The 12,825-nt window shown below is 67.6% G+C and carries 12 protein-coding genes; 6 read left to right on the forward strand and 6 right to left on the reverse strand.

Annotated features, from left to right (window positions below):
- Positions 1 to 24 precede the first annotated feature (24 nt).
- Positions 25 to 963 (forward strand): DMT family transporter, encoded by a 939-nt coding sequence (locus tag BIO17B3_RS13575; RefSeq protein WP_156054431.1) that lies wholly within the window; start codon positions 25 to 27, stop codon positions 961 to 963.
- Here the strand turns inward: BIO17B3_RS13575 and BIO17B3_RS13580 are convergent.
- The 6 genes from BIO17B3_RS13580 to BIO17B3_RS13605 all read right to left on the reverse strand — a co-directional run bounded on the left by BIO17B3_RS13580 (position 935) and on the right by BIO17B3_RS13605 (position 7,381).
- Positions 935 to 1,120 carry a hypothetical protein gene (locus BIO17B3_RS13580; protein WP_232054295.1) on the reverse strand — a complete coding sequence of 62 codons (186 nt, stop codon included), beginning with the start codon at positions 1,118 to 1,120 and terminating at the stop codon, positions 935 to 937. The two genes, BIO17B3_RS13575 and BIO17B3_RS13580, sit on opposite strands and share 29 nt — an antisense overlap.
- 20 nt (positions 1,121 to 1,140) lie before the next feature.
- On the reverse strand, positions 1,141 to 2,226 hold the full coding sequence (locus BIO17B3_RS13585; protein ID WP_370512643.1) for an IS630 family transposase: 1,086 nt from the start codon (positions 2,224 to 2,226) through the stop codon (positions 1,141 to 1,143).
- Positions 2,227 to 2,301: 75 nt separating this feature from the next.
- Positions 2,302 to 3,237 carry an ABC transporter substrate-binding protein gene (locus tag BIO17B3_RS13590; protein ID WP_232054296.1) on the reverse strand — a complete coding sequence of 312 codons (936 nt, stop codon included), beginning with the start codon at positions 3,235 to 3,237 and terminating at the stop codon, positions 2,302 to 2,304.
- A 236-nt stretch (positions 3,238 to 3,473) separates the two neighbouring features.
- The gene (gene glcF, locus BIO17B3_RS13595; RefSeq protein WP_156054432.1) at positions 3,474 to 4,706 is read right to left on the reverse strand and encodes a glycolate oxidase subunit GlcF; all 1,233 of its coding nucleotides are present in this window, start codon (positions 4,704 to 4,706) and stop codon (positions 3,474 to 3,476) included.
- A gap of 5 nt (positions 4,707 to 4,711) precedes the next feature.
- On the reverse strand, positions 4,712 to 5,836 hold the full coding sequence (gene glcE / locus BIO17B3_RS13600; protein WP_156054433.1) for a glycolate oxidase subunit GlcE: 1,125 nt from the start codon (positions 5,834 to 5,836) through the stop codon (positions 4,712 to 4,714).
- A gap of 51 nt (positions 5,837 to 5,887) precedes the next feature.
- The gene (locus BIO17B3_RS13605) at positions 5,888 to 7,381 is read right to left on the reverse strand and encodes an FAD-linked oxidase C-terminal domain-containing protein (protein WP_156054434.1); all 1,494 of its coding nucleotides are present in this window, start codon (positions 7,379 to 7,381) and stop codon (positions 5,888 to 5,890) included.
- A gap of 477 nt (positions 7,382 to 7,858) precedes the next feature.
- Here BIO17B3_RS13605 and BIO17B3_RS13610 point away from each other — a divergent pair, with 477 nt between their 5' ends.
- From BIO17B3_RS13610 to BIO17B3_RS13630, 5 genes are all read left to right on the forward strand, one after another.
- Positions 7,859 to 9,313 carry a DNA-3-methyladenine glycosylase 2 family protein gene (locus BIO17B3_RS13610; protein ID WP_156054435.1) on the forward strand — a complete coding sequence of 485 codons (1,455 nt, stop codon included), beginning with the start codon at positions 7,859 to 7,861 and terminating at the stop codon, positions 9,311 to 9,313.
- The gene (locus BIO17B3_RS13615) at positions 9,310 to 9,840 is read left to right on the forward strand and encodes a methylated-DNA--[protein]-cysteine S-methyltransferase (RefSeq protein ID WP_156054436.1); all 531 of its coding nucleotides are present in this window, start codon (positions 9,310 to 9,312) and stop codon (positions 9,838 to 9,840) included. The genes BIO17B3_RS13610 and BIO17B3_RS13615 overlap by 4 nt, the downstream gene beginning before the upstream one ends.
- Before the next feature lie 39 nt (positions 9,841 to 9,879).
- The gene (locus BIO17B3_RS13620; protein WP_156054437.1) at positions 9,880 to 10,752 is read left to right on the forward strand and encodes a DMT family transporter; all 873 of its coding nucleotides are present in this window, start codon (positions 9,880 to 9,882) and stop codon (positions 10,750 to 10,752) included.
- Positions 10,753 to 10,924: 172 nt separating this feature from the next.
- The gene (locus BIO17B3_RS13625; protein WP_156054438.1) at positions 10,925 to 11,425 is read left to right on the forward strand and encodes a hypothetical protein; all 501 of its coding nucleotides are present in this window, start codon (positions 10,925 to 10,927) and stop codon (positions 11,423 to 11,425) included.
- 114 nt (positions 11,426 to 11,539) lie between these two features.
- Positions 11,540 to 12,787 (forward strand): DNA-directed DNA polymerase, encoded by a 1,248-nt coding sequence (locus BIO17B3_RS13630; RefSeq protein WP_156054439.1) that lies wholly within the window; start codon positions 11,540 to 11,542, stop codon positions 12,785 to 12,787.
- Positions 12,788 to 12,825: the final 38 nt, after the last annotated feature.

The raw sequence follows: 12,825 nt of genomic DNA on the forward strand, positions 1-12,825 counted from the left end.
ACCCTGCGGCCTGACGATTTTTCTATGCCGAACTCCTCTGCAATCACCTTGGCCGCCATCGGCGGTCTGATGCTCAATGCCTTCGTCTGGGGCGTGTCGTGGTGGCCGTTCCGCCATTTCAATGGTCTGGGCCTCAATCCGCTGTGGGCCACCGCGGCGATGTACGCGGTGAGCACGCTCATCATCGTGGCGGCGCGGCCATCGGCGGTGCGGGCGCTTTGGCGGCATCCGCCGCTGTGGGGCATTCTCATCGCCTCGGGAGCGACGAACGCGGCGTTCAACTGGGGCGTGACCGAGGGCGACGTGGTGCGGGTGGTGCTGCTGTTCTACCTCATGCCGGTCTGGGCCACACTGCTGGCGCGCTGGCTACTGAACGAAAAACTCACAAGGCGGGTCGGCCTGCGCCTGACGCTGGCCCTGGCCGGGGCGATGGTGGTGTTGTGGCCGCAGGGGGGCGGTCTGCCACTGCCGCAACATCCGGCAGACTGGCTGGGCGTGATCGGCGGCATGTTTTTCGCGCTCAACAATGTGCTGTTGCGCAAGTATGCGCACACGCCGCCCGAGGCGCGCGGCCTAGCGATGTTCGCCGGCGGGGTGATCGTGGCGGGCGGCGTCGCGGCCCTGCTGACCGCCAGCGGCGCCGTTGCGCCCATGCCTGCACCGGCGCCGGGGTGGCTGATGGGCGTGGTGTTGATGGCACTGGCTTTTCTGGCGGCGAATCTGGGGCTGCAGTATGGCGCAGAGCGGCTGCCGTCCACCTTGACGGCGGTGGTGATGACGGTGGAAATCGTGTTCGCCAGCGGCAGCGCCGTGTTGCTCGGCGTGGAGCGTCTGAGCGCGCAGGCGCTGTGGGGCGGTTGCCTGATTCTGCTGGCGATCTTGCTGGCCGCCTGGCCTGCGCGAAAGCAGGCCGAGGCCGATACGGTGCTGGAGGTCAGTGGCGGAAACCGCCGCTGGCCGTGATGCTGGTGGTGTCCACGTAGTCGGAGCCGGAGTGGTTGTCGGGCGAGAAGTGCACGGTGAAGCCGCCGAGGTTCTCGTTGCCCATGCTGTTGAGGGCGTCCATCAGGCTGGCGCGGGTGAGCGTCTTGCCGGCTTTGCGCAGGGCCTGCACCAGCACCTTGGCGTCGATATAGCCTTCTAGTGTAGTGTTCCATTCTGTTTGGAACTTAAGCGTCTATTCGCGCGAATGACCTTCTGCAGGATGTCGCGAGCGCTCTTGGTCCAGATGAACGGCTTGGGGTTGACGTTGTGATGTGCGACGTATTCGTCGATGGCAGCCACGAGTTCGGGCACGCTGGTGAACACCCCGCGGCGCAGCCGCTCGGTGGTGATGTCGCGGAAGAATCTCTCGACCATGTTCAGCCACGACGCAGAGGTGGGCGTGAAGTGCATGTTGAACCTGGGGTGCTTGGCCAGCCACTCCTGCACAGCCGGGTGCTTGTGTGTGGCGTAGTTGTCGGCGATCAGATGCAGCGTCTTGTCCTTGGGCGTCTCGCGGTCGATCTGGCGCAAGAACTTCAACCATTCAACGTGGGTATGGTGCTGCTGGCACTGGCCGATGACCTGGCCGTCAAGCACGTTGAGTGCGGCAAACAGCGTGGTCGTGCCATTGCGCTTGTAGTCGTGCGTCATGGTGGCCGCACGGCCCCTCTTCATGGGCAAGCCCGGCTGCGTGCGGTCCAGCGCCTGGACCTGGCTCTTCTCGTCACAGCACAGCACCAGCGCATGCTCGGGCGGGGACATGTACAGCCCCACGATGTCTTCGAGCTTCTCGACGAATTTCGGATCGCGCGAGACCTTGAAGCCACGCACGATATGAGGCTTCAGACCGTGCGCCTGCCAATGCCGCATGACAGTGCTCGCACTGACGCCCAGAACCTCACCCATCTTGCGTGTGCTCCAGTGCGTGGCGGTCTCGGGCGTGCTTTGCGTGGTCAGCTCCACCAGCTTGGCTGCGTCCACCTTGACCGGCGGCGCGCCACGTGGCAGGTCGCGCTCGATGCCTTGCAGCCCCGCTTGCAGATAGCGCTCGCGCCAGCGCGCGACCTGCACGCGACCGATACCAAGCTGCTCGGCGATCTCCTTGTTCTGAACGCCCTTGGCGGCCAGCAGCACGATGCGCGCGCGCTGCGCCAGTCGCACGCTGGTGCGCTTGGAACGCGCCAGCCGCGTCAGCTCGCTTTCCTGCTCGGTGGTCAATTCAATCGCCGGGGCAACGCGCACTTGCTCTCTCCAATGCAAACCGTAGTAAAACATTGGAGACAAGCAACTCAATTAAGTTCACTCAAGAATCAAACACTACACTAGGCTGGTGAAGTCGTAATCGCCCTTATGCCCGGCGCTGTTCATCGCGGCCTGGTACTCGCGCACCAGCGGGGTGACGGTGGAGAAGGGGAAGGGCACGACCTGGGTGATGATCACGCCGTTGCCCTCGTGGCCGAGCGCTTTGGCCAGCGCTTCAGAGCCGACGAAGCTCACATTGGCAAACTGGCCGCCGTAGCCCTTGGCAATGGCCTGCTGATTGAATGCCGCCACTTCGGTGTAGGTGCCGACTTCCACGATGAGGTCGGGCTTGGAAGGCAGGATGGAGGCCAGCGCCCCGGCCACATCCACCGTATTGCGTTTGACCGTGCCGGTGGCCACGGGCTTGAGATTGTGCGCGGCCAGGGCTTTTTGCACGCCCGTCAGTCCGGCCATGCCGTAGGCGTCGTCCTGGTAGAACACGGCGATCTTTTTCAGGCCGAGGAAGAGGAACTGATCGACGATCTTGCGGGTTTCGTCGTTGTAGCTGGCGCGGATGTTGAAAATGTAGGGATCGACGGGAGAGCGCAGCCCCATCGCGCCGGTGAACGGGCCGATGAGGGGAATGCCGGCCTGATCGATCAGGGGTTTGGCCGCCAGGGTGGTGGGCGTGCCGACATAGCCCAGCAGGGCGAACACATCACCGCCGTTGATGAAGGTCTTGGTATTGGCCACGGCGCGGGCCGGCTCGTAGCCGTCATCGAGGCTGACCAGCTTGAGGCTGCGCCCGGCCACGCCGCCGTCGGCATTGACCTGCTTGAAATACGCCTCGATGCCCATGCGCAGCCGGATGCCGAGCTGCGCCGCCGGCCCGGTGAGCGGGGCCGACTGGCCGATGACGATTTGCGTGTCAGTCACGCCCGGCGTGGCCGCAAATGCGGACGTGGCCGCCATCAGACTCAGGCCAGCAAACAGGGTGGCAAAAAATTTCATCGTGGTCTCGGAAAAAATGCGTCGGCAAGGATCCCGCAGTTCAGCCAACCGGCCTGCGCTGCGAGCGTAAGGGACATCAGGGGAGGGGACGACCGGGTCGCGGAACAAGCCAGCTTCCGCGCATGAAGCGAGCAGGGCCCCCCGACCCCGGTTTTTGTAAATTTTTGCATTGTCCACAACCCGGCCGCGGCTGACAACCGCATCCGCTGCGCTCAGAGGCGGAAATCCAACAGCGTTCAGGGTTTGCCGTGCAGCGCTTCGTCGAGCAGTTCCACCCAGTGCTGCACCAGAATGGTGGTGCCGGACTGCAGATGCTGGATGCAGCCGATATTGCTGCTGACAATGCGCTGCGGCGCGGTTTCGGCCAGATGCTGCAGCTTGCGGTTGCGCAGCTCTTTCGACAGCTCGGGCTGCAGCACCGAGTAGGTGCCGGCCGAGCCGCAACACAAATGGCTTTCCAGCGGCAGCTTGACCTCGAAGCCCAGCTCGCGCAGCAGGGCCTCGGCCCCGCCGCGCACCTGCTGCGCATGCTGCAGGGTGCAGGGCGGGTGGTAGGCGAGATGGTCGACCGGCTTGTTTTTCAGCAAGGTTTTGAGGGATGCGGCGAACTGCGGCAGGTACTCGCTGATGTCTTGGCACAGCGCGCTGATGCGCTGAGCGCGTTCGGCATAGGCGGGGTCGTGCAGCAGATGGTGGCCATATTCCTTGACCATGGCGCCGCAGCCCGAGGCGTCCATGACGATGGCTTCGACCGTGCCGCTTTCCACCAGCGGCCACCAGGCATCGACATTGCGCTTCATGTCGGCCAGCGCGCCGTCGTGGTCGGAGAGATGTTGGCGAATGGCGCCGCAGCAACCGGCGCCGTCGGCCAGCAGTGGCTGCACGCCAACGGCATCGAGCACGCGGGCGGTGGCCGCGCCGATATTGGGCATGAGCGTGGGCTGCACGCAGCCGCCCAGCATCAGCACCTTGCGGGCGTGGTCGCGCTGTGGTCGTTTGCCTGCACGCTGCCGGGGAGGCACCTTGTCGCGCAGCGCGGCGGGTACCAGCGGGCGCAGCGCCTGGCCGAGCTTGATGGCCGGGGCGAACAGGCTGGAGGTCATGCCTTCGCGCAGCGCCCAGCGGGCGAGTTTTTCTCCGGCGGGACGTTCCACCTTGGCATCGACCACGGCGCGGCCGATGTCCACCAGACGGCCGTATTCCACCCCGGACGGGCAGGTGGTCTCGCAGTTGCGGCAGGTCAGGCAGCGGTCGAGGTGCAGCTGGGTGGTGCGGGTGGGCGCCTCGCCTTCGAGCACCTGTTTGATCTGGTAGATGCGGCCGCGCGGGCCGTCGAGCTCATCGCCCAGCAGTTGATAGGTGGGGCAGGTGGCGGTGCAAAAACCGCAGTGCACGCAGTTGCGCAGAATGGCTTCGGCCTGCTGGCCTTCGGGCGTGCTGGCGAATTCGGGGCTGAGATGGGTTTCCATCGGGATCAGAAAAGAGTGGGGAACACGCCGTGCGGATCGAAGGCGGCCTTGACGTTGCGCTGAATGCGCAGCAGCGTGGCCTGCGCGGTGTCGAACACGGGCGCGCTGGCGTCGCCGCCGCGAAAGCGCGTGGCATGGCCACCGGTCTGCCGGGCGGCTTCATGAATGATGGACGCCGGCGCGGCGCTGATAAGCCAGCGCAGGCCGCCGAACCATTCCACCAACTGCGTGCCGGAAAGATCGAGCGCGGGTGCGGTGGAGGGCAGCGACAGTCGCCACAGCGCGGCCTGCGAATCGCCCGGCCAGGTGGGGGCGAACCAGGGCAGGGTCTGCTCGCGCAGCCCGGTCCAGAAAGCGGCGGCTTCCGTCTCGGCCATGCGCTCGCCGCCCAGACGGGTCTGCGCGGCCTGCACGGCCGCCTGCGCGCCGCGCAGCCGCAGGGTGAGCACGCCTTTGCCGGTGCCCGCGCTGCGGTCGGGCAGCCAGGCGCTGGCGTTGAGCGGCAGGGGTTGCGCGGCCCAGGTGTTGCAGCGGGTGATGGCTTCGTCCTGCGTCATGGAGAAGCGCAGGGTGGTATCCGCCGGGGCCACGGGCATGATTTTGAGCGACACGTCGAGAATGACCCCGAGCGAGCCGAGCGAGCCGCACAGCAGCCGCGACACATCGAACCCGGCGACGTTTTTCATCACCTCGCCGCCGAAGCGCAGCACCTCGCCCTTGCCGCTGAGCAGCGTGGCGCCGAGCACATAGTCGCGCACCCCGCCGGCGCTGATGCGCGCCGGGCCGCTCAGGGCGCTGGCCACCATGCCGCCCAGCGTGGCGCGGCCGGTGCGGGCGAAGTGCGGCGGCTCGAAGGGCAGGAACTGGTGATGCTCGGCCAGCGCCGCCTCAATCTCGGCCAGCGGCGTGCCCGCCCGCGCGGTGATGACCAGCTCGGTCGGCTCGAAATGGGTGATGCCCGACAGCTGCGTGGCGTCGAGCGTGTGTTCGGCGGCATCCACCCCGCTGTGCTGCGCGGCGGCCCACCAAGGCGCCTTGCTGCCGCCGCCGTGAATGCGAATGCGTTCGCCGCGCGAGGCGGCTTCTCGCACCAGGTCTTGCCAAAGAGGAATCAGATCGTCTGCTTGCATGTACGGGACGCTGCGGCGCGGGGTCGCAGCCAAGATCGGAATGCGACGCGGTTAAAACCGGGGAAGGTTGGGAAACGGCAGCAGGCCGCCGCGCACATGCATCTTGCCGTACTCGGCGCAGCGGGCGTGGGTGGGAATCTGCTTGCCGGGGTTGAGCGTTTCGCCCGGATCGAAGGCGCGGCGGAAGGCGAAAAACTGCTCGCGCTCTTCAGGGCTGAACTGCACGCACATGGCGTTGATCTTCTCGAAGCCCACGCCGTGCTCGCCAGTGACCGTGCCGCCCATGGCCACGCTGGTCTCCAGAATCTCGGCGCCAAATTCTTCGGCGCGGTGCAGCTCGCCGGGCTGGTTGGCATCGAACAGGATGAGCGGGTGCAGATTGCCGTCGCCCGCATGGAACACGTTCACGCAGCGCAGCCCGTACTTGGTCTCCATGCCCTGAATGGCTTCGAGCATGTCGGCCACGCGCTTGCGCGGAATGGTGCCGTCCATGCAGTAATAGTCGGGCGAGATGCGGCCGGTGGCGGGAAAGGCGTTTTTGCGCCCGCTCCAGAAGCGCAGACGCTCGGCCTCGCTTTCGCTGCATTTCAGCTTGGTTGCGCCGCAACGCGACAGCACTTCGGTCATGCGGCCGATTTCTTCTTCGACCTCTTCTGGCGTGCCGTCGCTCTCGCACAGCAGTATGGCCTTGGCTTCCAGGTCGTAGCCCGCGTGCACGAAGGCCTCTGCGGCCACCGTCATGGGCTGATCCATCATTTCCAGCCCGGCCGGAATGATGCCCGCGGCGATGATGGCCGCCACCGCATCACCCGCCTTGCGCAGGTCGTCGAAGCTGGCCATGATGCAGCGCGCCAGAACGGGTTTGGGCAGCAGCTTCACCGTCACTTCGGTGACGACCATGAGCATGCCTTCGCTGCCGATCACGGCGGCCAGCAGATCGGGGCCGGGACAGTCGCAGGCCAGCCCGCCGAGGGTCAGCGGCTCGCCCTCCACCGTGTAACCGCGCACCTGCAGCACGTTGTGCACGGTGAGGCCGTATTTGAGGCAATGCACGCCGCCCGAGTTTTCGGCGATGTTGCCGCCGATGGTGCAGGCGATCTGGCTGCTCGGGTCGGGCGCGTAGAACAGGCCGTGCGGCGCTGCGGCCTCCGAAATCGCCAGGTTGCGCACCCCGCATTCCACCGTGGCGGTGCGCGCGATGGGGTCGATGCGCTTGATGCGGTTGAACCGCGCCAGCGCCAACAGCACCCCGTCTTCATTGGGTAGCGCCCCCCCCGAAAGGCCGGTTCCCGCGCCGCGCGCCACCACCGGCACGTTCAGCTTGTGGCAGGCCTTGAGCACCGCCGCCACCTGTGCCTCGGTTTCCGGCAGCACGACGACCAGCGGTTTGCGCCGATAGGCCGAAAGGCCGTCGCACTCGTAGGGCGTGACCTCCTCTGGCTGCCAGAGCAGGATGTGCGGCGGCGCCACCGCACCAAGCGTGGCGACCACTTCGGCCTGCCGCGCCGCGCGCGCGGCCAGGTCAGGTTGGAGGGGGGCATTCATAGCGAGTCTTCCGGAAAAATATATTGGTTTTACTGGCAGATTATCCCGTTTGCTGCGCTGCAGCGGGGCAGGAGTAACCCGGCTTTTTGCGATTTGTCGAAGGCAAAGCTGTGTTGCGCAAAAGTCAGGGCGCGGCGTACAACTGCGAGGCAGACTGATGTCCGTTTTCGGCCAGACTTCGTTGCGCTGTGCGACCAGGGCCTGTTAACGCTATTTATGCCCCCGCGTTGCCCCCAGACGGGGAGGGATGCAAGGCGGAGGTGCGAGGCAAGGCTGGTCGCCTTGCCTCGCACCGACAACGCCGCAGACGCCCCGCCTGGGGGCAACCCTTCGGGCCGGGGGTCTGGGCGGCGCACTGCCACGTTGCAGTCCGCTTGTGGTGCAAAACACCACGGCGCAGCCTGCGCCTCGCATTGCCTCCGCCCAGACCCCCGGCGCGGGGGCATCAATAGCGTTAACAGGCCCTAGAGTGAGGGCATGCAACTCGATCCCGACACCTGCTACAGCGCGCTGCTCACCCGCGACCGCCGCTTCGATGGCTGGTTTTACGTCGGCGTGTCGTCCACCGGGGTGTATTGTCGGCCGGTGTGTGCGGTGCGCACGCCGCTCAAACGCAACTGCAGCTTCTATCCCAGCGCGGCGGCGGCGGAGCAGGCGGGTTATCGGCCCTGCCTGCGCTGCCGTCCCGAGCTGGCGCCGGGGCACGGCGTGCTCGATCTCTCGGGCCAGCTTGCCCGCGCTGCTGCCGCGCTGATCGACCAGGGGCTGACCGATCCCGCCGGATTGAGCGCCGTGGCCCGGCGCGTGGGCATCACGCCGCGGCATTTGCGGCGCATCTTCGAGGCGGAATTCGGCGTCGCGCCCGTGGCGTATGCGCAGACCCAGCGGCTGCTGCTGGCCAAGGGTCTGCTCACCGACACGGCGCTGCCGATGGCGGCGGTGGCCGGCGCGGCGGGCTTTGGCAGCGTGCGGCGGTTCAATCATCTGTTTCGCACCCGCTATGGGTTGACGCCGCTGAGCCTCCGGCGGACGGGCGGGGCCTGCGGGCAGGAAGACCTGCTCAGCGTGTCGCTCGCCTACCGGCCCCCCTACGCCTGGAGCCAGATGATCGACTTTCTGGCGCGCCGCGCGGTGGACGGTGTGGAGCGCGTCACCGCCGATCGCTACAGCCGCGCTGTCGCGCTCAACAGCGAGCCGGGCTCGGCGCCGGTCACGGGCTGGATCGCGGTGACCCACGAACCCCAGCGCCACAGCCTGCGTCTCAGCCTGCCGCCGCGTCTGTCGCCGCACATCGGTCGCATTCTGGCCGGCGTGCGGCGGCTGTTCGACCTCAGCGCGCGCCCGGATCTGATCGACGCCCATCTGCCCGAGTTTGCCGCCGAAGTGCCCGGCCTGCGCGTGCCCGGCGCGCTCAATGGCTTCGAGATCGCCATGCGCGCCGTGGTCGGCCAGCAGATCGGCCTGCCGCAGGCGCGCCTCATTCTTGGCCGCTTGGCGCAGGGTTATGGCACCTCCGTGCCCGATGCGCCCGACGGTCTGTGCCGCACCTTGCCCGACGCACCCACGCTCGCCGCCTGCACCCCCGAGGCGCTGCGCGCCTGCGGTCTGACCGGCGCCCGCGCCCTCAGCCTGCACGCGCTGGCGCTGGCCGCGGCCGAGGGACGCGTGGCGCTGCAGCCGCTCGCCCCGGTCGAGCCCACGCTTGCGGCGCTGCAGGCCTTGCCCGGCATCGGCGACTGGACGGCGCAGGTCATTGCGCTGCGCGGTCTGGGCTGGCCGAATGCCTTTCCCGCCGGCGATTTGGTGTTGCGCAAACAACTTGGCCTGACCCGTCCGGCCGACGTGCTGGCCCATGCCGCGCGCTGGGCGCCGTGGCGGGGCTATGCCGCGGTGCATCTGTGGCGCCGCGCGACTGAAGGAGAAACATCGTGAAAGCCGTCTTGGTCATGGACAGCCCGCTGGGCGTGCTGCAACTCATCGCCGAGGCAGACGGGCTCACTGCCCTGAGTTTTCTCGACGACGCATCAGCTTCAACCGCAATCGCCGCCGCCACCGACACACCTCTGCTGCAGCGTGCCCGCGCGCAGCTGCAGGCCTATTTCAGCGGCGACGCCATCGTCTTCGATCTGCCCTTGCGGCCCCAGGGCACGCCGTTCCAGCAAGCGGTCTGGCGGGCGCTGCAGACCGTGCCCTATGGACAGACGATCAGCTATGCGCTGCTCGCGCAGCGGCTGGGCCTGCCCGCCGGCCATGCGCGCGCCGTGGGTGCGGCGGTGGGGCGCAACCCCCTGCTCATCATCGTGCCCTGCCACCGCATCGTCGGCCATGACGGCCGCTTGACCGGCTACGCTGCCGGCCTGCCGCGCAAGCAGGCGCTGCTCGATCTCGAACGCGCTGCCCCGATTTCAACGCGAACTCCCACGCAAACCCCTACGCCCCGTCGCCCGCGCGTGGCCTGAGCGCTACGGCCAGCGCTGCGCATCAGCCGGATCACGCCCATGCCTTTCATCGAACTGTTTCTGCTCGCCGCCATCTGGGGCGCTTCTTTCCTCTTTCTGCGCATCGCCGTGCCCGAGTTCGGACCGCTGCCGCTCATCGCGCTGCGCGTGGGCATTGCCTCGCTGGTGCTGCTGCCGGTGCTGCGAACCGCCGCAGCGCGCGCCCAGTTCCGCCGCAAACTCGGGCCGCTGCTGGTCGTCGGGGTGACCAACTCCGCGTTGCCGTTCACCTTGTTCGCGGTCGGCGCGCTGCACCTGGGCGCGGGCTTCGAGGCCATTCTGAATGCCACCACCCCGCTGTGGGCGGCGGTGCTGGGGGCGACGCTGTTCGGCGCGCCGATCGGCCGGGCGCAGGTCGTGGGACTGGGCGTCGGTCTGCTCGGCGTGGTCGTGCTGGTGGGCGATCAGCCCGGCCTCTCGCAGGGCGCTGCGCCGTGGGCGGTTGCTGCGGTACTGCTGGCGCCTGTGTCCTATGGCTTTGCCGTGCATTACGTCCGCCGCCATCTGGCCGGGGTCGATCCGGCGCTCACCGCGTTCGGCAGCCAGTTCACGGCCACGGTGCTGCTCGCGCTGCCCGCAGCGTTCACCTGGCCCACGCACGCGGTGCAGGGCGACATCTGGGCCGCCGTGGTGGCGCTGGGCGTACTGTGCACCGGGCTGGCCTATGTGGTGTATTTCCGCCTCGTGGCGCAGGTCGGCGCGGCTTACGCCGCCTCGGTCACCTTCCTCATTCCGGCGTTCGGCATGCTCTGGGGCGCGCTGTTTCTGCAGGAAGCCGTCACCGGCGCCATGCTGGCGGGCTGCGCGATCATCCTGGCGGGCACCGCGCTGGCGAGCGGACAGTGGAAGCGGTTGGTGGGCCTGCGGGCGTAGGCCGATCCATCCCCGGCGGTTTGAGGCCGTACAGGCGCTTTGAACGGCGGCCTGTGCGGGCGACCTTCAGCTTCGCTTCAGGAACTCCGATCGCTGGAAAAGAACGAAAAAATCGCCGCGGCGGCATCCACGCGCTGCGGCGTTGGGTTCAGTTTGAGAAAGGAGTTCGATCATGAAGATTCAATCCAAAATCCTGGTTGCAGCGCTGGCGATGACGCTGCCCGCGCTGGCCTTGGAGGCGCAGCCGCTTGCGGTGCGTTACGACGGGCATGACATGCCCATGCACCAGACGGTGGAGGTCATGCACACGGCCGCAGGCCCGGTGCAGGTCAAGACCTGGACTTGGCAAAGCCCGCAGGGCCATGCGCGGGTGGTGATCGAGCAAAGCTCGGGTGCGGCCGCCCCTGCCTGGGCGCTGCGGCAGATGCACGCGCAGTTTGCGCCGATGCAGCGGCTGATCGAGCGGGTGGACGCGCAGATGAATGCGCAGATGAGGGCGGTGTTCGGGCCGATGTCCACCCTGCGTGTGCTGTTGCCGCAGTCGCCGTGGCCGATGCCGCCGGTGCTGCCCACGATGGTGCTGTTGACGCCGCTGCAAACCCCGCAAGCGCAACCGCCACAGCAGCACCCGGCGGCTCCGGCCGCGCATCCGGCGCAGCGCTGGCAGGCGTAAAACCCCCGCGCGGCAGCGCCACTTGCAGCGGGCCACTTGCCAGCGTCATGGCAGCATGAAATACTGTGCGTAAAAACAGTATTCCGGTGCGCCGTGCAAGCGGCGCGGGCTGCCATGACACTGCGTTGCCTGCTGGTCGATTTCAATTCCTACTTCGCCTCGGTGGAGCAGCAGCTTTGCCCTGAGTTGCGCGGGCGGCCGGTGGGTGTGGTGCCGATGCTGGCCGACACGACCTGCTGCATCGCTGCCAGCTATGAGGCCAAGGCGTTTGGTGTGAAGACGGGGACGCAGGTGGCCGAGGCGCGCCGGCTGTGTCCGGGCATCGTGTTCGTGGTGGCGCGGCATGCCGAGTATGTGCAGATTCACCACCGCGCCGTGGCGGTGGTGGACACCATCGCGCCGGTGGAGCAGGTGCTGTCCATCGACGAAATGGCCTGCAGCCTGCCCATGGGCTGGACCAGCCGCGAGCGCGCCACGCAACTGGCGCTGCGCCTCAAGGCCGCGCTGCGCGAGGCGCTGGGCGAGTGCCTGCGTGTCTCGGTGGGCATCGCGCCCAATGTGTTTCTCGCCAAGCAGGCGTCCAATCTACAAAAGCCCGACGGTCTGGTGGTGCTCGACTCCACCGACCTGCCCGGCCCGCTGCTGCGCATGCAGCTCACCGATCTCACCGGCATCAATGTGCGTATGCTCGCGCGGCTGCAGGCGCAGGGCATCCACAGCGTGGAGCAGCTCTGGCGGGCGCGGCGCGAGCAACTGCGCGTGGTGTGGGGCGGCATGGCGGGCGAGGCGTTTTACGACCGGCTGCACGGGCTGGCGTCTGGTGTGCAGGCCGCCAATCCGCGGCGTTCGCTCGGCCATTCGCATGTGCTGCCGCCGGAGATGCGCAGCGCCGAGGGCGCGCTGGCCGTGCTCGATCGCCTCACGCAGAAAGCCGCGATGCGCCTGCGCCGCGAGCACCTGCTGGCCGGCGCCATGACCGTGATGCTCAAGCTCACCTGTCGGCACGGCGAGCGCCTGCGTCCCGAGCGCGGCGCTCGCTTCGCGCCGACGGCCGACACCCGCGCCCTGCTACACACCCTGCGCGAGCTGTGGCCCGGCCTAGTTCCTGCGGGCTGGGCGCCGATGAAAGTGGCCATGCTGCTGCACGATCTGCGCCAGCCCGGGCAGACCAGCGCCAGCCTGTTTGAGGGCGATGTGCCCGGCTCTGATGCGGAGCAGGCCGCGCTGTGGAGCGCGGTCGATGCCCTCAACGTGCGCTACGGCCGCCACACCATCTATTGCGGCAGCGGCCACCAGGGGCGGGAGGAAGCCCCCATGCGCATCGCGTTCAACCACATCCCCGATCTCGAAACGGAGGGGTAAATCGTGATCAGACCGCTTGCTGTGTTCGTGCCGATGGA

The organism is Thiomonas sp. OC7, assembly GCF_900634595.1.
Taxonomy (GTDB): Bacteria; Pseudomonadota; Gammaproteobacteria; order Burkholderiales; family Burkholderiaceae_C; genus Thiomonas; species Thiomonas arsenitoxydans.